At 42.5% G+C, this 25,879-nt stretch carries 20 protein-coding genes, 3 pseudogenes and 1 other annotated feature; of the genes and pseudogenes, 15 read left to right on the forward strand and 8 right to left on the reverse strand.

Features of this window, described 5'->3' with window-relative positions:
- Positions 1–105: 105 nt before the first annotated feature.
- From GKR74_RS16045 to GKR74_RS16060, 4 genes are all read left to right on the forward strand, one after another.
- The gene (locus GKR74_RS16045) at positions 106–369 is read left to right on the forward strand and encodes a GrxA family glutaredoxin (RefSeq protein WP_006657693.1); all 264 of its coding nucleotides are present in this window, start codon (positions 106–108) and stop codon (positions 367–369) included.
- Positions 370–787: 418 nt separating this feature from the next.
- Positions 788–1,396, forward strand: a complete 609-nt coding sequence (ybjG, locus tag GKR74_RS16050; RefSeq protein WP_336431346.1) for an undecaprenyl-diphosphate phosphatase — start codon at positions 788–790, stop codon at positions 1,394–1,396.
- Positions 1,397–2,300: 904 nt separating this feature from the next.
- A complete protein-coding gene (locus tag GKR74_RS16055; protein ID WP_154604331.1) occupies positions 2,301–3,617 on the forward strand; it encodes a serine/threonine transporter in 1,317 nt (438 codons plus the stop codon).
- Between the two features lie 154 nt (positions 3,618–3,771).
- Complete coding sequence (locus GKR74_RS16060) at positions 3,772–5,139, forward strand: L-serine ammonia-lyase (RefSeq protein WP_154604332.1); 1,368 nt, start codon at positions 3,772–3,774, stop codon at positions 5,137–5,139.
- A gap of 107 nt (positions 5,140–5,246) precedes the next feature.
- Here GKR74_RS16060 and GKR74_RS16065 read toward each other — a convergent pair whose 3' ends face one another.
- Both GKR74_RS16065 and GKR74_RS16070 read right to left on the reverse strand, forming a co-directional pair.
- Entirely contained in the window at positions 5,247–6,845 is a 1,599-nt protein-coding gene (locus tag GKR74_RS16065) for a hypothetical protein (RefSeq protein WP_154604333.1), read from the reverse strand.
- Positions 6,846–7,094: 249 nt separating this feature from the next.
- Positions 7,095–8,297: pseudogene (locus GKR74_RS16070) on the reverse strand (serine hydrolase); the annotation flags it as partial.
- A 277-nt stretch (positions 8,298–8,574) separates the two neighbouring features.
- Between GKR74_RS16070 and GKR74_RS16075 the strand changes: the two are divergent.
- A complete protein-coding gene (locus GKR74_RS16075) occupies positions 8,575–9,198 on the forward strand; it encodes a glutathione S-transferase family protein (RefSeq protein ID WP_154604335.1) in 624 nt (207 codons plus the stop codon).
- Between the two features lie 41 nt (positions 9,199–9,239).
- Here GKR74_RS16075 and GKR74_RS16080 read toward each other — a convergent pair whose 3' ends face one another.
- Complete coding sequence (locus tag GKR74_RS16080) at positions 9,240–10,064, reverse strand: SDR family oxidoreductase (protein WP_154604336.1); 825 nt, start codon at positions 10,062–10,064, stop codon at positions 9,240–9,242.
- A 252-nt stretch (positions 10,065–10,316) separates the two neighbouring features.
- Positions 10,317–10,444 (forward strand) — a sequence feature (His leader region).
- Between the two features lie 40 nt (positions 10,445–10,484).
- On the opposite strand from GKR74_RS16080, the gene hisG reads away from it, so the two are divergent.
- From hisG to GKR74_RS16125, 9 genes and pseudogenes are all read left to right on the forward strand, one after another.
- Positions 10,485–11,384, forward strand: coding sequence for an ATP phosphoribosyltransferase (gene hisG, locus GKR74_RS16085; RefSeq protein ID WP_036952018.1), 900 nt, complete (start codon positions 10,485–10,487; stop codon positions 11,382–11,384).
- A gap of 6 nt (positions 11,385–11,390) precedes the next feature.
- Positions 11,391–12,704 (forward strand): annotated as a pseudogene (hisD, locus tag GKR74_RS16090) (histidinol dehydrogenase); the annotation flags it as partial.
- A gap of 6 nt (positions 12,705–12,710) precedes the next feature.
- The gene (gene hisC / locus GKR74_RS16095) at positions 12,711–13,781 is read left to right on the forward strand and encodes a histidinol-phosphate transaminase (RefSeq protein ID WP_154604338.1); all 1,071 of its coding nucleotides are present in this window, start codon (positions 12,711–12,713) and stop codon (positions 13,779–13,781) included.
- A gap of 13 nt (positions 13,782–13,794) precedes the next feature.
- Complete coding sequence (hisB, locus tag GKR74_RS16100; RefSeq protein WP_154604339.1) at positions 13,795–14,862, forward strand: bifunctional histidinol-phosphatase/imidazoleglycerol-phosphate dehydratase HisB; 1,068 nt, start codon at positions 13,795–13,797, stop codon at positions 14,860–14,862.
- Positions 14,862–15,455, forward strand: coding sequence for an imidazole glycerol phosphate synthase subunit HisH (hisH, locus tag GKR74_RS16105; protein ID WP_154604340.1), 594 nt, complete (start codon positions 14,862–14,864; stop codon positions 15,453–15,455). The genes hisB and hisH overlap by 1 nt, the downstream gene beginning before the upstream one ends.
- 5 nt (positions 15,456–15,460) lie before the next feature.
- Positions 15,461–16,198, forward strand: a complete 738-nt coding sequence (gene hisA, locus GKR74_RS16110; protein ID WP_154604341.1) for a 1-(5-phosphoribosyl)-5-[(5-phosphoribosylamino)methylideneamino]imidazole-4-carboxamide isomerase — start codon at positions 15,461–15,463, stop codon at positions 16,196–16,198.
- Complete coding sequence (gene hisF / locus GKR74_RS16115) at positions 16,180–16,956, forward strand: imidazole glycerol phosphate synthase subunit HisF (RefSeq protein ID WP_154604342.1); 777 nt, start codon at positions 16,180–16,182, stop codon at positions 16,954–16,956. The genes hisA and hisF overlap by 19 nt, the downstream gene beginning before the upstream one ends.
- Positions 16,950–17,561 carry a bifunctional phosphoribosyl-AMP cyclohydrolase/phosphoribosyl-ATP diphosphatase HisIE gene (gene hisIE, locus GKR74_RS16120; protein ID WP_154604343.1) on the forward strand — a complete coding sequence of 204 codons (612 nt, stop codon included), beginning with the start codon at positions 16,950–16,952 and terminating at the stop codon, positions 17,559–17,561. Before hisF ends, hisIE begins: the two co-directional genes overlap by 7 nt.
- Positions 17,562–17,749: 188 nt before the next feature.
- A complete protein-coding gene (locus tag GKR74_RS16125; RefSeq protein ID WP_230089182.1) occupies positions 17,750–18,178 on the forward strand; it encodes a YbaK/prolyl-tRNA synthetase associated domain-containing protein in 429 nt (142 codons plus the stop codon).
- On the opposite strand, the pseudogene GKR74_RS16130 reads toward GKR74_RS16125, so the two are convergent.
- The 5 genes and pseudogenes from GKR74_RS16130 to gndA form a co-directional block, all read right to left on the reverse strand.
- A pseudogene (locus GKR74_RS16130) lies at positions 18,156–18,656 on the reverse strand (FxLYD domain-containing protein). The gene GKR74_RS16125 and the pseudogene GKR74_RS16130 sit on opposite strands and share 23 nt — an antisense overlap.
- A 199-nt stretch (positions 18,657–18,855) precedes the next feature.
- Entirely contained in the window at positions 18,856–19,491 is a 636-nt protein-coding gene (locus tag GKR74_RS16135) for a CatB-related O-acetyltransferase (protein WP_154604346.1), read from the reverse strand.
- A 128-nt stretch (positions 19,492–19,619) separates the two neighbouring features.
- Positions 19,620–20,813, reverse strand: a complete 1,194-nt coding sequence (locus GKR74_RS16140; protein ID WP_154604347.1) for a multidrug effflux MFS transporter — start codon at positions 20,811–20,813, stop codon at positions 19,620–19,622.
- A gap of 87 nt (positions 20,814–20,900) precedes the next feature.
- On the reverse strand, positions 20,901–22,277 hold the full coding sequence (locus GKR74_RS16145; protein WP_154604348.1) for a DKNYY domain-containing protein: 1,377 nt from the start codon (positions 22,275–22,277) through the stop codon (positions 20,901–20,903).
- A gap of 173 nt (positions 22,278–22,450) precedes the next feature.
- Positions 22,451–23,857, reverse strand: a complete 1,407-nt coding sequence (gndA, locus tag GKR74_RS16150) for an NADP-dependent phosphogluconate dehydrogenase (RefSeq protein ID WP_108478980.1) — start codon at positions 23,855–23,857, stop codon at positions 22,451–22,453.
- Positions 23,858–24,099: 242 nt separating this feature from the next.
- Between gndA and GKR74_RS16155 the strand changes: the two genes are divergently transcribed.
- Positions 24,100–25,683, forward strand: a complete 1,584-nt coding sequence (locus GKR74_RS16155) for a TerC family protein (protein WP_154604349.1) — start codon at positions 24,100–24,102, stop codon at positions 25,681–25,683.
- Positions 25,684–25,879 lie beyond the last annotated feature (196 nt).

Below are 25,879 nucleotides of genomic sequence, written 5' to 3' on the forward strand. Positions count from 1 at the left end.
AAAATTCAACTTTTATTTAGAAGCTGATGTTGGCATAGTATTGGGCATTATTATTTTGTATCTGAATAGTCATTAGAATCTGAGTTCTAAATTTAAGGAGATATTATGTACACTGTTATTTTTGGTCGCCCTGGTTGCCCATACTGTGTTCGTGCTAAAGAACTTGCAGAAAAACTGAAGAATGAACGTGACGACTTCGATTATCGCTATGTTGATATCCAAGCGGAAGGTATCTCTAAAGAAGACTTATCCAAAACCGTTGGTAAAACTGTAGAAACCGTTCCTCAAATCTTTATCGATGAAAAACACATCGGTGGTTGCACCGATTTTGAAGCATACGCTAAAGAAAATCTGAGTCTGTATAAGTAATCAATCTTACAAGACATTTTCTTTTATAAAGCCCCAGATGAGCCTCTCATTTGGGGCTTTATTTTTTCTTTTTGTGCTATGCAAAAATGTTTTCATCAAAAATTGCACTTTTTCTGATCACCGAGAGAACTTTCCTCCTTTGCTGTAGTCTTAATTAGTGCCACTGCTTTTCTTTGATGTCCCCATATTGAGGAGCCCGATAGCCATTTGATTCTTTCATGCTATCGGGTTTTTTGTGTCTAGAACTTTTGCATTGCCCTGATAAATCACTGTTATTGAGCAAATATTGATTGAGTTAATGTTTAACAAAAAGTAAATTTGTCAGCTTGAGTAGCAAGGTCTAGAGCGTGTCTTAATTCACCCCTTCCCATTGCTATGTCCCGTCTTCTTGAGAACTAATGTCCGAGGTACTCTGATCGTGCTGGAACAACTAAATCTGGATCTTTTTAATCTGATCAACGCAACGCCTGAGTCCGCAAGTGGTACTATTGCGTTAGCCACGGTGATCGCCAAACGCTTGATCCTTATTTTCCCGCTATTTACTGTTGCGTGTTGGTTTTGGGGTGCGCAGTCAAATATGACTAGCCAACGCACCTTTGCCTGCAAAACGGCTTACGCCATTGTCATTGGCTTAGTAATTTCTTGGTTGATTGGTTATTTTGCACCCCATGAGCGTCCTTTCGTGATGGGCATTGGCTCTAATTTCTTAGATCACGACGCAACTCCGTCTTTCCCGAGTAACCATGGAACTATTGTCTTCACTTTCGTTTTTGCTTTCTTATTCTGGCTAAGAACATGGGTTGGCTTCGTGTTTATGGTTCCTGCCATCGTTATTGCATGGTCTCGAATTTATCTTGGTGTTCACTGGCCGTTAGACATGGTCGGTGCATTTATCTTAGGTGCTATTTCTTGCGGTTTATCTCAGCTGATTTGGGCTGTGGGCGGCAGTGTTATTCAGCAACCAATCACTCGTCTTTACCACCTCGTATTTGGTTCTCTCATTCGTAAAGGATGGATGCAACCTTAATTGGTGATTTAAAGTACTGACCTATTATCAGTGTCAGTACTTTCCCCTTCATTTTCCTCATCATTAAATATTGAGCTAAATCAAAGTTTGTTTTCATTTATTTTTAGCAGCAAAAACTTTATTTGAATTTATCAAATAAATATTAAAACAATTAATTAACAAATATTTTGTAACTATTTCTTATTATTTTTTGCGACAAAAAATAAGTATTCTATTTCTAATCTTAAATCCCCTAAAACAATTAACATATTCCGCAAGAACATTAATTAACCAAAAAAATTAATCACGTTATTAATCAATTAACGTAAAGATATAAATTCCTTTTATATCAACATGTTAAAATAAAACTCAGCTGGGTATTTCTCTAAAGAATAAAGCGGTTTTTTCATCCGTATTTTCAAGTTATTGATCATCTGATTGACGTTAATTTTTTTATTAACATGATAACGGTTTTAATGTTTTGTATTTTTATATAAATAAATTTGTCGAATAATCATTTTATGAACATTGCCGAAAATCTATGAAAACTAGCACTAAGTTAAATTCCATTAACAATTTTACAAAATTCACTGTGACCTGATAAACATGGGGGATATTTCTCTTTTGAGATAATGATCACGGCATTTTGTTCTGCTAAAATGTAGATTCTCACACTCAAAATCCACTTTTAAAAATTACTTATAAAATTACAAAACTGATTGAAAATGAATTTCATATTCATCTTAGTTTTATTTCCAATCAGATTGTTACGTATAAAACCATTATTAATGGCTAGACAGTGTATTAACCGATTGTTTATTTACTAACCACTGATTAAACCGTCGATTAATCGTACAAAAAGATTAAGAGCCTAGTGAAATAGGCACCCAATTTTTATTTTTGACTTTTATTTTTGGAGACTATTATGGATACAACAAAAGTTGGTTCCATCAACAAAACAGCCTCGCAAACAGGGAATGCTACCGCTTGGCGTAAAACAGACACCGTGTGGATGCTCGGCCTTTATGGTACCGCCATCGGCGCGGGTGTTTTATTCTTACCTATCAATGCGGGTATGAGTGGATTACTGCCAGTATTACTGATGTTAGTACTTGCTTTCCCAATGACATTTTTTGCTCACCGTGGTTTAACACGCTTTGTACTTTCCGGTTCAAAGAAAGACGGTGACATCACTGAAGTTGTAGAAGAACACTTTGGTCGTACAGCAGGTAACTGGATCACCCTGCTCTATTTCTTTGCTATTTATCCTATTCTGTTAGTTTATGGTGTTTCTATCACTAACAACGTCAACAAATTCCTGACTGAACTTTTAGGCGTTGGCGCTCCACCACGTTGGTTGCTGGCGCTGATTTTAGTCGGTGGCGTCATGGCAATCGTGGCATTCGGTGAAAAATACATTGTTAAAGTCATGAGTATGCTGGTGTTCCCATTCATCGCCGTACTGGTCGCTTTCTCTCTGTACATGGTTCCACATTGGAGCACCGATGTTCTGAGCACATTATCTTTAGACAGCGTAACTGAAGCCGCTAAAGCATCCGGTGGACAAAGCATTTGGATCACTATCTGGCTAACAATCCCAGTGATGGTGTTCGCGTTTAACCACTCACCAATCATCTCTGCATTCTCTGTGGCAAAACGTGAAGAGTATGATGAAGCGGCTGAGAAAAAATGTTCACGCATTCTGGCTTCTGCGCACATCCTGATGGTTCTGACTGTCATGTTCTTCGTCATCAGCTGTGTATTCACGCTGTCTTCAGCGGACCTTGCTGCTGCTAAAGCGCAAAACATCAGTATCCTTGACTACCTGTCTGGTTACTTTGATCAGCCGTTCATCAAGTATGCTGCCGCAATCATCGCCTTTATCGCTATCATCAAATCATTCTTAGGTCACTACTTAGGTGCTCGTGAAGGTTTCAATGGTTTAGTTGAACGAGCATATCGTGCAAAAGGCAAAACTGTTGATGTTAAAAAATTAAACCGTGGTACTGCACTGTTCATGTTAGTGACGACTTGGATTGTCGCAACACTGAACCCTGGTGTACTGGATATTATTGAAAGTCTGGGTGGCCCAGTTATCGCAATCCTGCTGTTCTTAATGCCAATGTATGCAATCAGCAAAGTCCCGGCAATGCGTAAATACTCCGGTAAACTCAGCAATATCTTCGTTGTCATCATGGGTCTGGTCGCTATCTCCGCCGCAACTTACAAGTTATTCTTCTAATTAAAAAAATTAGCAAATAATTAAGTAAATCTAAGCCCTCAATTAACCTATATCAATCTGGTTAATTGAGGGATCTTCTATAATCATCTTACTGACAACAAATACCCTGTAATTGGCAGTTTGATGGGGATCCTTCAATATAGGAAGACAGAATATGATTAGCGTATTCGACATTTTTAAAATCGGTATCGGACCATCCAGCTCACACACTGTCGGCCCTATGAAAGCCGGTAAGCAGTTTGTCGATGACCTCATCCAGCAAAATCTTCTCACTAAAACCACACGTATTTCCGTCGATGTTTATGGTTCTTTATCGTTGACAGGTAAAGGCCACGCCACTGATATGGCGATTATTATGGGTTTAGCGGGTAATCTGCCCGATACGATTGATATTGATGCTATCCCAGCATTTATGCGCAATGTTGAGCAAACAGGCAAGCTGATGCTGGCAAATGGCCAACATGAAGTTGATTTCCCAACTGAAGGTGGGATGAATTTCCATTCAACCAACTTACCATTACATGAAAATGGAATGACAATTACCGCATTTGATGGCGATAACATTCTGTATACCAAAAATTATTACTCCATTGGCGGTGGCTTTATCGTTGATGAAGAGCATTTCGGTCAAGAGACTGAAAATGCAGTTCAAGTCCCTTACCCATACAAATATGCGGCTGATTTACAAAAACACTGTAAAGAAACGGGACTATCTTTATCTGCATTAGTGATGCAAAACGAATTAGCCCTCCACAGCAAAGAAGAAATTTCTGAATATCTTGCGGCGGTGTGGGATGTCATGAAAGCGGGCATTGAACGCGGTGTCAGCACCGAAGGTTTATTACCTGGTCCACTGCGTGTTCCTCGCCGTGCAGCGGCACTGCGTCGCCAATTAGTTACTTCTGACAATAACAACATTGACCCAATGGCGGTAATTGACTGGATCAACATGTACGCCCTTGCCGTCAATGAAGAGAACGCCGCGGGTGGTCGTGTTGTCACTGCACCAACTAACGGTGCTTGCGGAATTATTCCTGCGGTATTGGCTTACTACGATAAGTTTATTCGCCCAGTCAACGAAAACTCTTATACCCGCTATTTCTTAGTTTCAGGCGTGATTGGTACGCTGTACAAAATGAATGCGTCTATCTCGGGTGCAGAAGTCGGTTGCCAAGGTGAAGTCGGTGTAGCCTGTTCAATGGCTGCTGCTGGTTTGGCAGAATTAATGGGTGGTAGCCCAGAGCAAGTGTGTGTCGCGGCAGAAATCGCCATGGAGCACAACTTAGGCTTAACCTGTGACCCTGTTGGCGGACAAGTCCAAGTACCTTGTATCGAACGTAACGCGATTGCATCTGTTAAGGCTGTAAACGCCGCTCGTATGGCATTACGCCGTGTGAGTGCGCCAAGCGTATGTCTCGATAAAGTGATCGAAACCATGTATGAAACAGGTAAAGATATCAACGCAAAATACCGTGAAACCTCTCAAGGCGGTTTGGCGATTAAGTTAGGTCATTGCGAGTAATTTATCGCTTACATTGCAACGTTGGTGAGCATTATCCAGAAAGGCCTACATATTATGTAGGCCTTTTATTATTCCTAATAAAATCAAGAATCAATTAATACAAAATTTTAAAAACCAATACCGCTAATGTGTTGAGCCGTTTGAGTCTGAACAAACATCCCTGCCGTTCCAACCATTCCTTTTACTGACTCTCCCGTATCTTTAATAACGGCTTCGGTGGTTTCCATCAAACTACTCATATTTTCAATTAATTTATCTGCAGCAACTTCAACCGCACTATCGTCAACAACCAAGCCAGTGATCTGAGTGTTGCTCGTGCTATTTCCACCATTAATTGTACCTAAATTAGTCCCTGAATTTTGTGCAGAACCACCTAATGTGCTTCCTGCTGAGCGTTCAGTTTTACGCGAGCTTACGGTTGCTTCAAATGTCACTGTCGACGCTTTAGATTGATCGTTTAAGATATCTTCACCTTGGTTTGCTAAATCACCTATTTTAGTGAGCATCGGTTTCAGCTGTTTAAATGTTTCCATGTCTGTTTTAACGGACATCTTATAGAGATGATATTCTTCAGCCAGTTTGGTATAAGATTGAAGTTCGTTTTGTAACAGGGAATCTAGCGCTTTTTTCTCCATTTCTAAGACGCCAATTTTTTCTTGCAGTTCAGAGACTTTAGAGCTGCTCTTAGACTCTTTTTCAACTTTTTCGTTTAAAATACTGTTTAGTTTTTTGATGTCATTTTCTAAACGCTGGATTTTGGTATTTAAATCCTCTTTATTTTTTCCTTCATCTGCAAGCTTGTTATTTAAAACATCAATTTCTTTTTGCTTGCCCTCAATCTTGTCTTTAGTTTCATTAATTTTTTCCTCTTGTTTTTTATTACGAACTTGCTGATTTTTTAAGCGTTCTTCGAGCTTTTCTTTGTCACCATTCGTCTGATCTAATTTAATTTCCAGCTCTTGGATCTCTTGCTTGCCCTTATCCACCTGAGCTTTGAGCTTGTCTATTTCACCACGTTGCGCTTTCATGTCGGAGCGAAGTTGGCTCACATCCCCTTTAGCCTTCATCAGTTCATTATTTAATGACTGTTTTTCTTTTTCACTTTGTGCAAGATGCTGTTGCGCCGCATTCAGCTTATCTTGCATATCTTTCGATTGAAAAGCTTGATCTGCTAATACTTGCTGCTGTTTTTGCAATTCTACTTTTTGTGATGCGATTTCTTTTTGCAGCGCTGACAACTCATTATTTTTACGAATAATTTCTTTATTTGCGTCCACCAATTGTTTTTGCATTCCTTGATATTTTTCAATACCACTTTGTAATTCACGAATTGCATTACCCCCTTTAAGAAACGAATGCTCATGGTTGACAGCACCAAATTCGTTAGTTGCCGCACCACCATGGAGGTCGTTGTTATTTAACCCAAAGTTGGTACTATGTCCCCCTTCCATTCCCCCATTATTAATGCCATCATTGCGCGCAGTACCACCTTGCATAATATTGTTATTGGTGTGTAGGTTTACAGTTTTTCCTCCAACAACTGAACCACCTCCGCTACCCGAGTCAGTCGCATCCCCTGACTTGATGACACCTTTATTATCACCTCGGTTATCCGCACTCCCCCCATGAACGCTGTTATCACCAATTCCTTTAGTATTTTGTCGATTTTGTAGCTGTTGCATTCTTTCTTCCATGGAAATGCCCATTGATAATTCTCCATTTTAATTAATTAAATTAATAAATACATTATGAAATTGAATGAGATAATTTCAGTCATTGATATTTAAATAACAATAAAATAGTTAGCTCTCAAACAATTAAAATGATTATTAAATTGAATTAGAAATATTTCAATTGAAGTTTATCTGTAAATTTATTTAATGTTATTCATTACAAAAAAAAGAGACCTCATAAAGAGGTCTCCATATATTAATTTTATATTTAAGTTTTAATCATCCAAAAATGGCATTCCACCAGCCAGTGATGGTTTTCATAATGAAATCCCAAATTCGGCCAATGAATCCTGCTTCTTCAACCGCTTGCTTGGCGACTAATGGGTGCTGCTCAATCACTTCACCATTAAGAATAAAGTTAATCGTGCCCACCTTTTGGTTCAATGCTAAAGGCGCTTCAAGAGAGTCATTATCCAATTTGATATCCACTTTCAGATTCTGTAACTGACCTTTTGGAATGGTCACTGCCACATCTTTTTCGACCCCTAAAGGCACTTCTGAAATGTCACCAAACCAAACACGTTGTTTCTGTAAAACTGCATCCCCTTTAATCGGAGTCACTGTTTCGAAGAAACGAAAGCCCCAAGTGAGTAACTTTTCGCTTTCGGAAAAACGAACGCGGTCACTCGGCGCCCCCAAAACGACTGAAATCAAGCGCATAGGACCATCAGTTGCTGATGCCACTAGGTTATGACCTGCCCCACTGGTATGCCCTGTTTTCACGCCATCGACATGGAGGTTTTGGCTCCACAATAGACGGTTACGGTTAGGTTGGCGGATATTATTGAAGGTAAACTCTTTCTCTTTGTGCAATACATATTCATCAGGCACATCACGGATCAGCGCTTGGGCTAACACCGCCATATCCCGAGCAGTACTGTACTGTCCTTCAGAATCTAAACCATGTACGGTTTTAAAATGCGTATTAGTTAAACCAATTTTTTGGACGTAGCCATTCATCAGGTCAACAAAAGATTCTTGGCTGCCAGCAACGTGTTCAGCCAAGGCAATACTGGCATCATTCCCCGATTGAATTACCACGCCTTTATTTAAGTCCAACACCGAAACGCGGTCTTTCGGTTTCAAGAACATCAAGGAAGAACCCTTTAAAATTGGATTGCCTGTCGCCCAGGCAGCTTCACTGACTGTCACCATATCTTGCGGTGTAATTTTTCCCGCTTTGACCGCTTGCCCAACCACATAGCTAGTCATGATCTTGGTTAGACTTGCAGGATCCAAACGCTCATCAGGGTTACCTGAAGCCAAAATTTTACCGCTGTTATAATCCATTAATACAAACGCTTTTGCGTCAACTTGTGGAGCAACCGGTGTCTGAGCGGCATAACTACTGGTGCTCATCACAACGAATAGACTAAACCCGATACCTGTTCCTCGAATTGCTGAGGACAATGTTGTTTTATTCATTGGTTACTCCTTTACTATTAGTATTGCTATTCAAAGCGTTCATCACAATCAAACCATTTTTAATAAAATATTCACTAGAAACCAAAAATGCAGTCAAATTCATTGAGATACTGCAAAATATTACGTTTATCAAAATCCCCCCATACCCTAAACAAAATAAGTGATGATGACCACCGCAATTAATAAATAATAAAGTTTCTCAATTCATTAATTTCATCTATCTTGTTTAGGTCAAAAATACCGTCTTTAAGTTAAAACATAGTCATGGGAGATTCCAATGTTAACTGTCTGGGGACGTACTAACTCTTCAAACGTAAAAAAAGTACTGTGGTGCTTGAAAGAGCTGAATATTCCTTATAATCAAAAAGATGTTGGTGGCCCATTCGGTGGTGTTGATACACCTGAATATAAGAAAATGAATCCAAACAGCACAATTCCAACTTTACAGGATGAAGGCTTTACCCTGTGGGAATCCAATGCAATTTTACGTTACCTTACGGAAAAATATGATCACTCTCACCTATTGTTAGCCCGTGATTTACAGGAAAAAGCGGCGGCAGATAAATGGATGGATTGGAGTAGCGCTAATTTATTTGACCATATCAAGCAGATGATGAACAAAATCGTTCGCGTTCCTGAAGCGGATAGAGATCCAGCTCAAGCCAAAATCATTTATCAAAATATCGAAAAACTGCTGAAAATTGCGGATGATGCTCTGGCGACTCAGGCCTATTTTAGCGGAGATAAATTTGGTATTGCGGATATCGCCATCGCGCCACTGTTCTACCCATGGCATGAAATTGTGACAGAGCGCCCCGAATTTCCTCATTTAGAGCGCTGGTATCAAACATTGGCCAAACGCCCTGCATTCCAAGAAATTGTGATGTTACCTATCAAATAAGCATTTAGCGTGGCGTTCGTATTGAGCGCCACGGCTTTTATTTAACTCATCGGCATATAAAGTGGGTGGGTAAACTCATACTCAAAACCCATTTCTTGGCAAATACGATTTCCATCGATTGTTTTCCCTTCAGCTTCATTCTCTTCAACCGCAAATTCAGGTGGAGTTAAGCCTAAAGTCGTTGCAGATTGGGTATAAAACTGCTGACGAGTCGGGTGGTCAGGAGCACATAAATTATAGGTATGCCCACCATTGGATTGCTGGATCAACAACAGAATTGCGGCGATCACATCATCTTGGTGCACCATATTAACTGGCTGATTAGCCCCTTTGACTTGCTGTTTCCCGGCTAAGAATCGTCCTGCATGACGTTTTTCACCCACTAAACCAGCTAATCGCAGCACGTCCACTCGAATATTAGGTAAGTCATGAAGCCATTGTTCAACTGCAATTAACGCTTGTGCTGAGGCGGTTTCGCCAAGTAATGGCGCACCTTCATCAATAACACCATCCACATCACCATAGACAGAAGTGGATGATGTAAAGATAACCCGAGGAATTTGATAACTAATTGCGCTATCAACTAACTGCTCAATAGCGACAATATACTCTGAGAGACTGACTTTCGATGGTGGTAATAAAATTACCATCACATCCGCCCCCTCCATTAATTCGCTCAAATCATCAGTATCGCATTGTAATTCTGGCGTCAGTTGCAATTGATAACAGTCAATACCAACCCTTTTGGCAGCTTCAACACCATCCAAACTCGTTTTCGTTCCCGCGACCGTCATTCCCTGCGCCATCAAACGACTCGCTAAAGGAACGCCTAACCAACCTAAACCAATAATGGCAATTTTTTTCATATTACTGTCCCGCATACTGAGAAAGTGATGACTTCATTGCCTCATAGATTAGCTGAAAATCATTCAACTTCCGAAGCTATTTTCCAAGGGATTAATCACTATAAAAAACCGGGAACTAATTATTATGAGTTATTTTGAAAAAAAGGGTTGCATTCATAGTATGAAATCGGATAGCTTGATTAGTATTGAATGTTTAAGCAATTATCCAAATAACTAAACGGAAGCTATTATGACTCGTATTTCACGCAACCATCATCATCACCATCATCCTGATTAGTCTTTCGGGCGATGTGTGCTGGAAGACGATCAACGACTCTTCCGGTGGCTGAAATGCGAATTGAGAAAACCCTCGGAAGATTATCTTCCGAGGGTTTTTTTATTATTAATCAAAAAGATATTTTAGGGATGTGGAGCAAAATTATGTTGGACAAATCACGTTTACGTATCGCAATACAGAAATCAGGACGTCTAAGCGAAGAGTCAAGAGAGCTACTTGCTCGCTGCGGCATTAAAATCAATTTACAACAGCAGCGACTGATTGCTTATGCAGAAAATATGCCTATTGATTTACTTCGTGTACGTGATGACGATATCCCGGGGCTGGTAATGGACGGTGTTGTTGACCTCGGTATTATTGGTGAAAACGTACTGGAAGAAGAAGTATTAAGCCGCCAAGCTCGCGGTGAAAATCCACAATTTACAACATTACGTCGCCTTGATTTTGGTGGCTGCCGCCTCTCTCTAGCTGCGCCATTAGACTTCAATTATACCGGGGCAGAATGCTTGAATGGTTCCCGTGTCGCCACCTCTTACCCGTACCTACTAAAACGTTATTTTGATGAAAAAGGCGTGACATTTAAATCTTGCTTACTGAACGGTTCTGTAGAAGTCGCGCCACGCGCTGGTTTAGCCGATGCCATTTGTGACCTCGTTTCTACAGGCGCAACCCTTGAAGCAAACGGCTTAAAAGAAGTGGAAGTCATCTACCGCTCAAAAGCATGCTTAATCCAGCGTGACGGTGAAATGTCCGCCGATAAACAACAGTTAATTGACCGTATGATGACCCGTATTCAAGGGGTTATCCAAGCGCGCGAATCAAAATACATTATGTTGCATGCTCCAGGTGAAAAACTCGAAGAGATCATCGCACTGCTGCCGGGAGCCGAGCGCCCAACTATTCTGCCATTAGCAGGTGACCAAAGCCGTGTTGCAATGCACATGGTCAGCTCAGAAACTCTATTCTGGGAAACCATGGAAAAACTGAAATCCTTGGGCGCAAGTTCAATTCTTGTTTTACCAATTGAAAAAATGATGGAGTAATTCGCCATGGAACTGGGATTCAATCAACCAATTCGCTGGTCAGACTGCCTTGAAGAGCAGCAAGAAGCTTTACTGATGCGCCCTGCTATTGCCGCCTCTGGCAACATTAGCGCCGCAGTCAGTCAAATTATTGACCAAGTGCGTACAGAGGGAGATGCGGCCCTCATCGCCCTGAGCCAACGTTTTGATAAAACAGACATTGCCTCTGTTCGTGTTTCACAAGAAGCCGTTGATGAAGCCCAAGCTCGCCTTGGCGATGACATTAAAGCGGCAATGAACACAGCGATTGGCAATATTCGCCGCTTCCATGAAGCCCAAAAACCTGCGCCGATCACCGTTGAAACTCAAGCAGGCGTGGTGTGCCAACAAGTGACCCGCCCGATTGATTCTGTCGGGCTGTATATTCCCGGTGGCTCCGCACCGTTGCTCTCTACGGTCATGATGTTGGGAACGCCTGCGAATATCGCCGGATGCCGCAACATTATTCTCTGCTCACCGCCACCGATTGCAGACGAAATTTTATATGCAGCCAAACTGTGCGGTATCACTGACATTTTCCAAGTCGGTGGTGCCCAAGCCATTGCTGCGATGGCATTTGGTACCCAAAGCATTCCGAGCGTTGATAAAATTTTTGGCCCTGGCAATGCCTATGTCACTGAAGCCAAGCGCCAAGTTAGCCAAAGCTACCAAGGTGCGGCCATTGATATGCCAGCAGGGCCATCTGAAGTGTTGGTGATTGCCGATAGCCAAGCAAACCCTGCGTTTACGGCATCGGATTTATTATCTCAAGCGGAACACGGGCCAGATTCTCAAGTGATTTTGCTCACCGATAACGCAGAGTTTGCTCAGCGCGTCATTGAAGAGACCGAAAAGCAACTTGCGGTGTTATCTCGTGCATCTATTGCGCGTGAAGCCCTCAGTGCAAGCCGTGTAATCATCGCGGACTCTATCAACCAATGTGTTGAAATCAGCAACCGCTATGGGCCTGAACACTTAATTCTGCAAACTCGCAATGCCGATGATTTGGTGGAATCTATCACCAGTGCAGGATCGGTGTTTGTTGGGGATTGGTCGCCAGAATCCGCGGGGGATTACGCTTCCGGCACCAACCACGTATTACCAACTTATGGTTACACATCAACCTATTCAAGCCTTGGCTTAGCCGATTTTATGAAAAGAATGACGGTACAAAAACTGTCGGCTCAAGGGTTATTAGGATTAGCCAACACCATAGAAACCTTGGCGCAAGCAGAACAGCTAACTGCCCACAAAAACGCCGTTACCTTACGAGTCACCGAACTAAAAAAACAAAATCAGGAGTGAACCATGAGCCAGACGTTTAACGCAGCCAGCCTTGCACGCGAAAATGTAAAAGTAATGACCCCGTATATGTCCGCCCGTCGTCTTGGGGGAAATGGGGATGTATGGCTCAATGCCAACGAATACCCAACAGCACCGGATTATCAGTTTATTGAACGTAATCTTAATCGTTACCCAGAGGCGCAACCTGCTGGCGTGATTAACAACTATGCGGCCTATGCAGGGTTATCACCTGAACAAGTCTTAGTGTGCCGTGGCGCTGATGAATCTATCGAATTATTAATTCGTGCATTTTGCGAGCCCGGTAAAGACGCAGTGATGTTCTGCCCGCCAACCTATGGCATGTACAGCGTCAGTGCGGAAACCTTTGGTGTAGAACAAAAAAAAATTCTGTCGTTACCCGACTGGTCACTGAATGTCACCGCTATCCGCGAAAACTTATCGAATACCAAACTGATTTACATCTGTAGCCCAAATAACCCAACGGGCAACATCATCGATAACCAAGCGCTGCTGGAAGTATTAGAAATGGCTGCAGGCCGCGCGCTGGTGGTGGTCGATGAAGCTTATATTGAATTTTGCCCAGAATTCAGCGTCGCGAGCTGGCTTGCCAAATACCCGAACCTAGTGATTTTAAGAACCTTATCAAAAGCATTTGCGCTAGCAGGGTTACGCTGTGGATTTACCTTGGCATCCCCTGAAGTGATTGAAGTCTTACTAAAAGTCATCGCCCCTTATCCGCTCTCTACCCCTGTGGCGCTGATAGCGGAAAAAGCCCTGAATGCTGATGGCATCGCCACCATGAAAAAACGCGTGTTAGAAATTCGCGAAAATCGTATTGCGCTTTCAGAAGCTTTGCGTGACTTATCGGTTGTCGAAACCGTCTACCCAAGTGAAACCAACTATATTTTGGTGCGTTTTACCGACGGCGCTAAAGTGTTTAAAGCTCTGTGGGATCAAGGCATTATTTTACGCGATCAAAGCAAGCAGCCGGGGCTGATCAACTGCCTGCGTATCACCATTGGTACCGAAATTGAAAACGTCCGTGTTATTGAAGCGATTAAAGCACTTTGCTAATTAGGAAATAGTCATGAGCCAGAAAATTCTTTTTATCGACCGTGATGGAACATTAATTACCGAACCACCGACAGATTATCAAGTGGATAGCCTCAGTAAGCTCGCCTTTGAAAATGATGTCATTCCAAGCCTATTAGCACTGCAAAAAGCCAATTATCGCTTAGTGATGATCACCAACCAAGACGGTTTAGGCACCAAGAGCTTCCCGACAGAAGATTTTGATCCGCCTCACAATTTAATGATGCAGGTGTTTGAATCTCAAGGCATCCGTTTTGATGACGTGTTGATTTGTCCACACATGCCTGCAGACAATTGCAACTGTCGCAAGCCAAAAACCAAGCTGGTGGAAAGCTACCTCAACGACGGTGTTCTCGATATCGAAAACAGCTATGTCATCGGCGACCGCGAGACAGATATTCAGCTCGCTCAAAATATGGGCATCAAAGGGCTACGCTACAGCGCCAAAGAACTGGATTGGAATACCATCACCAACCAACTCACTAAACGTAACCGCTATGCCTTAGTCGAACGCGTAACCAAAGAGACCAACATCCAAGTAGAAGTGTGGCTTGACCAAGAAGGCGGCAGCAAAATCAATACAGGCGTTGGCTTCTTTGACCACATGCTAGACCAAATCGCTACTCACGGCGGCTTCCGCTTACGCATTGAAGTTAATGGCGACCTGTTCATTGATGATCACCACACTGTGGAAGATACAGGCCTAGCACTCGGCGAAGCGCTGCGCGTCGCACTTGGTGATAAACGCGGCATTGCCCGTTTCGGTTTCGTATTACCGATGGACGAATGCCAAGCACGCTGTGCACTGGATATTTCGGGGCGTCCACACCTTGAATATAAAGCAGAATTTAAATATCAGCGCGTAGGTGACCTAAGCACTGAAATGATCGAGCACTTCTTCAGTTCGTTATCCTACGCGATGGGCTGCACGCTACACCTGAAAACGAAAGGGAAAAACGATCACCACAAAGCGGAAAGCCTGTTCAAAGTTTTTGGTCGTACCTTACGCCAAGCTATCCGTGTTGAAGGGGATACCTTGCCAAGTTCTAAAGGAGTTCTGTAATGAAGGTTGTGATCCTCGATACTGGCTGCGCAAACTTAGCGTCCGTCGCCTATGCCGTTAAACGCCTAGGTTATGAGCCGACTGTGAGCCGCGACACCAACACCATTTTACAAGCAGACAAAGTTTTTCTGCCGGGAGTTGGCACTGCCAGCGCCGCTATGGAAAAACTGGCTGAGCGTGAACTTATCCCTTTAATTAAAGCGCTAACTCAACCCGTTTTAGGTATCTGCTTGGGGATGCAATTACTCGGCAGTATCAGTGAAGAAGGTCAAACAGAAATTCCACTGTTGGGGTTAATCGACAGCCCCGTTCGCAAAATGGATGCAAACGGCTTACCAGTCCCTCACAGTGGCTGGAATCAAGTGAAAGCACTCGCGGGCAATCCTCTGTTTAAGGGGATTAGCGACGATGCCTATTTTTATTTCGTACACAGCTATTCAATGCCTATTTCCGCCAACACCATCGCGCAAACACAATATGGCAACCTGTTTAGTAGTGCCGTGAATAAAGATAATTACTATGGCGTGCAGTTCCACCCAGAACGTTCGGGTGCTGCGGGTGCTCGCTTGATCCAAAACTTCTTGGAGATGTAAAAACCATGATTATTCCAGCATTAGATTTAATTGATGGCACCGTGGTGCGTTTACATCAAGGGGATTACGCCAAACAGACAGACTACGGCACCGACCCGCTTCCTCGCTTACAAGATTATGAAAAACAAGGGGCAAAACTGCTGCACTTAGTGGATTTGACTGGGGCGAAAGATCCGCAAAAACGCCAAATCCCACTGCTGAAAAAACTGCTGGCAGGCGTTACAGTTCCCGTCCAAGTGGGCGGCGGAATTCGTACCGAAGACGACGTCAAAGCACTATTAGACGCAGGGGCAACGCGCGTGGTGATTGGCTCGACGGCAGTGACCCAACCAGAGTTAGTCAAAACATGGTTCCAACGTTATGGTGGCGACGCTATCGTACTGGCGCTGGATGTGCGTATTAATGCTCAAGGTATCAAAGAGATTGCCATTAGTGGTTGGCAAGAAAACTCAAACTTATCTCTTGAGCAAGCCATTGAAATGTATCGCCCTTATGGTCTAAAACATGTGCTGTGTACCGATATTTCCAAAGATGGCACGCTGGCGGGCTCCAATGTGGATTTATACCGCGAAATCAGCCAAAAATTCCCTGATATAGAGGTACAAGCTTCTGGTGGAATTGGTAATTTAAACGATATCGCCGCACTACCAGCTTCTGGCGCAGCAGGCGTAATTGTGGGTCGCGCGCTATTAGAAGGCAAATTTACCGTAACGGAGGCAATCCAATGCTGGCAAAACGCATAATTCCTTGTTTGGATGTCCGTGACGGACAAGTGGTTAAAGGGGTTCAATTTCGCAATCATGAAATCATCGGTGATATCGTCCCACTGGCTCAACGCTATGCCCAAGAAGGGGCCGACGAATTAGTTTTCTATGATATTACCGCCTCGTCTGACGGTCGTGTTGTTGATAAAAGCTGGGTCGCCAAAGTGGCGGAAGTGATTGATATTCCATTCTGCGTTGCGGGTGGGATCAAAAGTGTCGAGGACGCCGCGCAAATCCTCTCTTTTGGGGCGGATAAAATTTCTATCAACTCCCCTGCACTGTCCGACCCTACACTGATTAGCCGCTTGGCTGATCGCTTTGGCGTTCAGTGTATTGTGGTCGGTATTGACACGTGGTTTGATGCCCAAACCAATGAATATTTGGTTTATCAATTCACTGGCGATGAAAAACGCACCACCCAAACTCGCTGGAAAACCCTTGATTGGGTGAAAGAAGTTCAGCAGCGTGGCGCCGGAGAAATTGTGCTCAATATGATGAACCAAGACGGTGTACGCCAAGGTTACGATCTGGTACAACTGAAAAAAGTTCGTGAAGTGTGCCAAGTCCCACTGATCGCCTCCGGCGGCGCAGGGGAAAAAATCCACTTCCTAGACGCCTTTACTGACGCTGGCGTCGATGGCGCTTTAGCCGCTTCGGTGTTCCACAAGCAGATTATTAACATCGGTGACTTAAAGCAGTACTTAGCAGAAAATGGAGTTCAAATAAGAGTATGTTAACCACAGAACAATGTAATCAGCTTGCATGGCAAAAAGTCGATAACCTGATGCCCGTCATCGTTCAGCACGCTATTTCTGGTGATGTTCTCATGTTGGGTTATATGAACCAAGAAGCGCTGAAAGTGACTTTAGAGAGCCGTAAAGTCACCTTTTTCTCTCGCACCAAACAACGTTTGTGGACTAAAGGGGAAACCTCCAACAATTTTCTGAATTTGGTGGATATTGTTGCTGACTGCGATAACGATACGCTGCTTGCCATGGCTCTGCCTGATGGCCCAACCTGCCATAACGGTACCACCAGCTGCTTTGCGCCGGCTCAAAGCGAATGGGGTTTTTTATATGAATTAGAAACCTTACTGAAAGAGCGCAAAAATGCCTCCCCAGAAAGTTCATATACTGCCCGCCTGTATGCTAGCGGCACCAAGCGTATTGCACAAAAAGTGGGTGAAGAAGGCGTTGAAACCGCACTCGCTGCCACGGTTAATGACCGTGAAGAATTAACCAACGAAGCCGCCGATTTGATGTACCACTTAATGGTTTTACTTCAAGATCAAGACCTTGATTTAACTGCTATTATCAAGCGTTTGAAAGAACGTCATCAATAACTTGCTTAAGGGTAACTATTTTATGATAGCTGCCCTTACTTTCTTCTCTCGTCATTGTTTCTCTCTCTGAACTTGCTATCATTCCCTTCATTTGATGTGGACTTTTGAAGGAGCTCATTGTGTCTGACAATGACGTTTTTACACAGTTAACCCAATTACTGAATAGCCAAAATGCAAAATATCGCGTGATGGAGCATCCAACTGCGGGGAAATCTGAAGAAGTGGCAAAAATCCGCGGCACACAGCTAGGTCAAGGTGCTAAAGGGTTAGTCTGTCATGTGAAAGGAAATGGCATTCGCCAGCATGTTTTAGCCATCTTACCTGCTGATCAACAAGCGGATTTAGGTAAGATTGCCAAAGCCATTGGCGGTACTCGAGCCTCATTAGCTAGCCCAAAGGAAGTCGATGAACTCACCCATTGTGTTTTCGGCGCTATCCCGCCATTTAGCTTTCATCCATCGTTGAAGCTTATCGCGGATCCCTACCTGTTCACCCGCTTTGATGAACTCGCATTTAATGCGGGGAGCCTAGAACGCTCAATTATTCTCAATACCCAAGATTACCAGCGTATCGCTTCACCCACTTTAGTCGAGTTTATTCGCACAAATGATGAATAACTCATCACACTGATTGATTAGGAGCCTCCATCATCAGCTGGCTCCTAAATGACACTCAACGCGGTTTATCCAAATAATAGGCAGCGATGGTTTCAACAACAATCTGCTCATTGGGTATAACATCATAATCTGGAATAGTAACAATAAAATTTACCGTTTGTTTTGGCTTAATTGAACTCGTCACTCTATGGTTTGTTTCCCCAATAAACACGCCATCCTTCAGTAGCTCAAATCTAATATAGGTCTGATATAAAACAACATTTGAAACATTCGTGATGTTGCCAATTATCTCAGGGTAATCCAGTTGATCATTATATTTGATTTCAATCTGACTAATATTAATCGGTGCAGGATATGCGACCGCTTTTTCCGAGGAAGCATAAAGAAAAGAGGAAAAACAGCTACTAATAATGGGAAACAACAAAATACAACGATGAGAAGCCAATAAATGAAAAATACGACAAGTTAATTTTTTCATAGGCGTTGACTCAAATTAAAACTGCATGAGTTTGATACTGCATGAGCAAACCTAACACTTTACTGCCTAATTAACGTACTCGTATTATGGTAATAAATAAGCCAAGGTAGTCACAAAATGATGGGTAATTAATCCTAAAAAGGGCTATCGAGCGATAACCCTTCAAATTGAAAAAAGAGATTTTAAGCACTATTCCCGATTAATGAGTTTCGTCATACTGCTCGCTAGCCTCTCTTAAGGCCTGAAAATCCGAATTGCAAATAAACACTTTCAATGCTTCGAATTTATCTTCATGCCATTCATAGATCTTCAACGCTAATAATTGCTCGATTACATCAGGGGAAAAGCGCGTATTAATTGGCTTTGCAGGGTTACCACCAACAATGGTGTAAGGCGCCACATCTTTAACCACGACACTGTTTGCCGCAATCACCGCACCTTCCCCTATTTGAACGCCCGGCATAATAAATGCCCGCATTCCAATCCAAACGCCATCGCCAATAATGGTATCACCTTTACCAATATAGGCCTCTTCAATATATTCAAGAAAAGGGTACAAACAGAACCAATCTAATCGATGGGTATGATTTCCCCCCATCAAAATAACGGCTTCCGCCCCAATACACACATAATCGCCAATATAAAGTTGGTCGATATCCCAAGCTAATTGCCAATCTCGGCTCTGTTCATCGCCTTGTAAATAACGCACGACAGACTGTTCAAAACCGCCATCCCAACAATCACTATAATAACTGTGGCGTCCTTTAAGATGGATATTGGGATTTTTAACAACTTCATGTAATAACTGCGTTTTCGACCAATGTTTATTTTTCATGGTAAATAACCTTTAAATCAGTATTTTATTACCATAGAACGCATTCTATGGCGATGTAATTGCGTTCACACTACATCACCGCTAACCGATCCTCGGCTGCTTTAATAATGGATTATTAACCATAACGATTACTCTATTTTCTCTATTATGGCAGCGCGTTTTATACTGGTTTTTCTTGCAATTAATCCGAAAATACATCCCGCTAGCATCACTAGAGCAAGGGACAATTTCGGTGCTATCGGTAACGCAATTGCACATAACCCTAATACAGCACCACCCGCCATTTGCACAAACCCCACGAGGGCTGATGCCGCCCCAGCTTCATTGCCAAATGGCTCTAACGCATAGCTTGTCGCCGTGCCCATCATAAAGGCAAGCCCTGTACACGCGCAGGCAACCGGCAACATATACACTAACCAATGGGTTTGCATTTCAGGTGAAAGTACCATCAAACCGAATAATAAGCCGATGCAACCAAGTGCCATCATGACACTACCGATTGATAAACACGCTGGACGCCCCATTTTTCGAATGCAGTAATTCGCGATATAACTCGCCAGCATGATCCAGAAACCATTAACACCAAAGACAATCGAAAATGCGAGAGGCGATAGCTTTGCATCCCCCATTAATACGCTAGGGGCTAGAGAGACATACGTCAGTGCCATGCCCATTGCGCCGGCATTTACCAATGCAAAAATCAAAAAATGCTCGCTGGTTAAAATTCGAAAATAGCTCTTAAATTGAAGCTTTTTAACCTGCAGTAAACTGACTGGGCGCGTTTCTGGTAGGAAAAATAGAATCAGCAAGAAAATTGCCACAGCGTAAATCGCCAAGAACCAAAATGGCGCTCGCCATCCCCATGCTTCCGCCAGCAATCCCCCTAATAAAGGCGCCAAGGCGGGCACAATATTGAGTGTTCCGTTTAAAAAACCAAATGCTCTCGCGGCTTCTGTGCCATTCATACGGTCACGGACACAACTAAATGCCACTACAGAGGTGCAGCACACAGCCACTCCTTGTAACAGCCGGGAAGCAATAAATAACCCTGCCGTCGTTGAAAATGCGGCCACAATGGAGCCTGCTAGATAAATAGCTAACCCAATGATAGCGATAGGCTTACGACCAAATCTATCGACTAATGGTCCAGAAATTAGCTGCCCAATCCCTAAGACTAAAATAAATAATCCGATGGTCGATTGGATTATAGACTCGCTACTCCCTAAATCTTTAGCGATAGCTGGAATAGTCGGTAAATACAGATCTATCCCAAGAGGCCCTAATAGGACTAAAAGTAATAATAAAGCGAGAAATTTATGCATATGACCGATTCTGAGCAGGTGAGTTATCGATAGCGATTTCGAAAATGGCTATCGATAATATCAGAATTTCTGTATAGATATCGAATCTTATCGATACTTGGTAATTGCATGAACCTCTTCGGTGCCTCTTATCGGCTGTAAATCATCATTATCAATCAAGACACGAATATCTCTTGGTAATAACTTTTCGTTCAATAAACGGTACACGGTACGCTGGTTATCAATCCGATAAATGGTATATCGAATTAATTGAGTGGAGCCTAAATTATCAAAATAATAATATTCATCCCCTTTTTTCCATACCTGACCAAATCTGCGATTATCTAAATCACCCACCTTTTCCCATGGTGCGCTATTCGTCTCATTGAAACGATAAATTTTTGTACTCCGTGAAATTAACCCCGGATTTTTATTGGTTCCCCAAATCTCGGAATCCTGTAGATAATACGTTTGGTTATTATGAGTGAACACTAAAGGCGCAATTTCTTTTAATTCACCGTCAATAAATGGATTCGCTCCCGCGCGAACAATAGTTTCTTTTTCTCTATGATAGAAAAATACGCCATCCTTAGAGAGAAATAACGCTTGATTCACATGCTGGCCATTACGGCTTATTAGCTGGTAAGGAGCATGCTGCTCAGGAAATAAAATATCATTCATCGCCACATTGCCAGATTCCGGATCAATCAAATAACCTTCTTGAAATAACCCATCCAATATCAAGCTGTATAAACCAGAATGACTCTTTATTGGCAATTTATATTGGTCATAATAGACGTTCCGATTATCACGGTAAAAATGAAGGCTATCTCGTACAGAGTTATCATCTTGTACCGTACCAATATCCTGTAAGGTCGCAGGATCAGCATCCGGCATATATTCGCCTTTATAAAAAACACGCTGCCCGTCAGTTGCCAAATAACGTGATAATAATGCTTGATATGGCGTCGATGATGCGGGAAGTGGCTTCATCGGATAAATATAGGTTTGCGGTTTACTCCCTAAATCCCAACCATATAACCAAGACTGAAATAATTCATCCATTGTTGAAAGGTCATAATTTCTTACTGAGCCCATTGAGCAATATACGGTCTGATTTCCATCGGTAAAATAGTCATTCCCCACGATTATCACGCTGTTAGGATTAAATGCAGGGATTGCTAAATTTCCACAATAAACATGATTTTTATCTAATGCCACTTGCTGCTCATAACGCGAACTTTCAGGTAATAACGTAAAGCTAGAAGGGTCTGCATTCTCTATCAGATAATCGCCATTACTTGGAACACTCGCATACACTTTATCATTATAAATGGTGTAAATACTGTAGCCGAGCTTCTCACCATTATGGCGGAGCTCAGAACTAGGCTCTTTGTTCATAGAAAGCACGATGCCGGATATAAATGCACAAGATAAAATAAAAATAATGCCGAATACTGTAAGAATAATTATTTTGGCTTTCATGCTGTGGAATACCTACTTTGTTTTTTTAGTCTATTTTTTGTCAGAGTATTCAACGGGAAAAGCGTGAGGAAAGAAATACTCGAAGTCTGAAAGTGTATAAAAAGCTAGAAATAAAAAAGGCGCTCAATTGAGCACCTTTTTTCACTTATGGAAGATAACCTAACGGTTTATCTTTATTCCATCCACTCAGTGTGGAAAACGCCTTCTTTATCAGTACGTTTATAAGTATGAGCACCAAAGTAGTCACGCTGCGCTTGAATTAAGTTCGCAGGCAGTACCGCTGAGCGGTAGCTATCGTAGTAAGAAATAGCCGCTGAGAATGTTGGTGTTGGGATACCGTTTTGAACGCCGTAGCAGACTACATCACGCAGAGCTTGTTGGTACTCATCTGCGATTTGCTTGAAGTAAGGTGCTAACAGTAAGTTTGCGATCTGCGCGTTATCATTGTATGCATCAGTGATTTTTTGCAGGAACTGCGCACGGATGATACAGCCAGCACGGAAGATTTTCGCGATTTCGCCGTAGTTCAGATCCCAGTTGTACTCATCTGACGCTGCTTTCAATTGCTGGAAGCCTTGAGCGTAAGAAACGATTTTACCTAAGTAAAGTGCACGGCGTACTTTCTCAATAAAGACTTTTTTATCGCCTTCAACCGTTTTCAGTACTGGACCAGTTAAAACTTTAGATGCAGCAACACGTTGGTCTTTCAGGAAAGAGATATAACGCGCAAAGACAGATTCAGTGATCAAAGTCAGTGGGATGCCAAGATCTAAAGCACTTTGGCTAGTCCATTTACCGGTACCTTTGTTAGCCGCTTCATCTAAAATCACATCTACCAGATATTTACCTTCTTCATCTTTTTTCTTGAAGATATCCGCTGTAATTTCAATCAGGTAGCTGCTCAGTTCGCCTTGGTTCCACTCAGAGAACGTTTCCGCCAGCTCTTCATTGCTCAGGTTCAGAGAACCTTTTAATAAAGAGTAAGCTTCAGCGATTAATTGCATGTCACCGTATTCGATACCGTTGTGAACCATTTTCACATAATGACCAGCTCCGTCTGGACCGATGTAAGTTACACACGGTTCACCTTCCGCTTTCGCTGCAATCTCTTTTAAGATTGGGGCAACTAATTCGTATGCTTCTTTTTGTCCACCAGGCATGATTGAAGGGCCTTTCAGTGCGCCTTCTTCACCACCGGAAACACCTGTACCGATGAAGTTGAATCCTTGTTCTGACAGTTCGCGATTACGACGGATTGTGTCTTTATACAGGGTATTACCACCGTCGATTAAAATGTCGCCCTTGTCTAAATGTGGCGTTAATGCAGCAATGGTTTTGTCCGTTGCTTCACCCGCTTTAACCATCAACAGGATGCGGCGTGGTTTTTCCAGAGAGTCGACAAACTCTTCAATCGTGTAGTTGGGAACTAATTTTTTCCCTGGATTTTCGGCAATGACTTCATCAGTTTTATCTTTTGAACGGTTAAAAATAGAGACTGAATAACCGCGACTTTCGATGTTCAGGGCTAAGTTGCGACCCATGACCGCCATTCCGACAACACCAATCTGCTGCTTTGACATGAAAAACTCCTGTCTGATTAGGACCAAGTCAGCCTCGATTGTGCTGACATTCTGTTAACGGGATCACATGTTAACTCAGGATGCTGCTCCATGGTAGTTATTGATGCAATCGATAAACTAATCGAATCATTTTTTGCCAAATATCACGCTACTTGAATGAATTTTTATTGATATTTAGGTCAACAAACCTCATTATTCACCAGTCGGTATAAGCCGTCATATCAGAAGGTAAAACAAACTGTATGGAATGGATCGCAGATCCTTCGATTTGGGCGGGTTTAGCTACCCTAATCGTTCTTGAAATCGTTCTTGGTATTGATAACCTCGTTTTTATCGCCATTCTGGCCGATAAACTCCCAGCTAAACTGCGTGATAGAGCTCGTATCACAGGGTTAACGTGTGCCCTGGTAATGCGTATCATTCTATTATTCAGCCTTTCATGGTTGATCACGCTGACCCAACCTATCCTAACTCTATTTGAGCATCCATTTAGCGCCAGAGACCTGATAATGCTTATCGGGGGGATATTCCTCTTGTTTAAAGCCACTATGGAGCTAAATGAGCGGTTAGAAGGAAAGGACGAGCATACCAACAATCAACGTAAAACCTCCAATTTCTGGGCGGTTGTCGCGCAAATTATCGTATTAGATGCGGTGTTCTCATTGGACTCCGTGATCACTGCGGTCGGTATGGTTGACCATATCGGCGTTATGGTTGCAGCGGTGACTATCGCCATGATGTTAATGATCTGGGCAAGTAAACCACTGACTAGCTTCGTTAATGCGCACCCAACCATCGTCATTTTATGTTTAAGCTTCTTGCTGATGATTGGTTTCAGCCTTGTGGCTGAAGGTTTTGGTTACGCCATTCCAAAAGGTTATCTGTATGCGGCAATTGGTTTCTCTATCATGATAGAGATGCTCAACCAGTTTGCGCAGTTTAACCGCCGTAAATTCTTAAAAGGTAGCCGTCCTCTACGTGAACGTACCGCAGAGGCTGTCTTACGTATTTTAAGTGGCAAAACTGAGCGTGGTGAATTAGACGCAAGAACCTCTGATTTAATCTCCGATAATCAATCCGTATTTGATCCACAAGAGCGCTTAATGATTGCTCGTGTATTGGGTATGGCGCAACGCAACGTCGAAAGTATTATGACGTCCCGCCATGACGTAGATTATCTGGATATTAATAAATCCTCATCTGAACTGATTGAGTTGATGGAGAAAAATCCACACTCACGTTTTGTTGTGGTTGATGAAAGTATCGGCGATGACCCAATTGGTGTGGTGTATGTCTTAGATCTCGTCAAACAGCAGCTTAGTGGTGAACAACTGAATTTACGTGCGCTGGTCACCCAGCCACTTATCTTCCCTGAAGGTTTATCACTGTTAAAAGCGTTAGAACAGTTCCGAAAAGCTCATACACACTTTGCTTTCGTTGTGGACGAATTTGGTTCAGTCGAAGGTATCGTGACATTAACAGACGTAATGGAAACTATCGCAGGTAATTTACCGGTTGGCGACGAAGAAAATGACTCCCGCCATGACATTCAAAAATTGGATGATGGTACATGGATTGCCAATGGCTTTATGCCACTGGAAGATTTAATTATGTATATCCCAATGGAGCTGGATGATAAGCGTGAGTATGAAACGATTGCCGGTCTTTTAATGGAACATTTACAACGCGTTCCTGAAGTGGGTGAGCAAGTCGAAATCAATGGCTGTATTTTCCAACCTCTTGAGGTAAATAGCCATCGCGTTAATAAAGTCTTGATTACACCACCTGCACCTGTGGGCGATGGCTACGATTATGTGGATGACTAATCTGGCTTAATACAATGTGTGATTAAGACAATGTGTGATTAAGACAATGTGTGACTAAAACTAGTCACGATTAATACATTCTAAATACCGGCCTTTATCTTAATATTGAGCCGGTATTTTTTTGCCCGTAATGAGGGGAAATGCATCTTACTCAAATGTAACCGCGTTTTTTTAAAGAAAAAATCATTCGCTCATT

The sequence above is a fragment of the Providencia sp. wls1914 genome (assembly GCF_009706645.1).
GTDB classification, from domain to species: domain Bacteria; phylum Pseudomonadota; class Gammaproteobacteria; order Enterobacterales; family Enterobacteriaceae; genus Providencia; species Providencia zhijiangensis.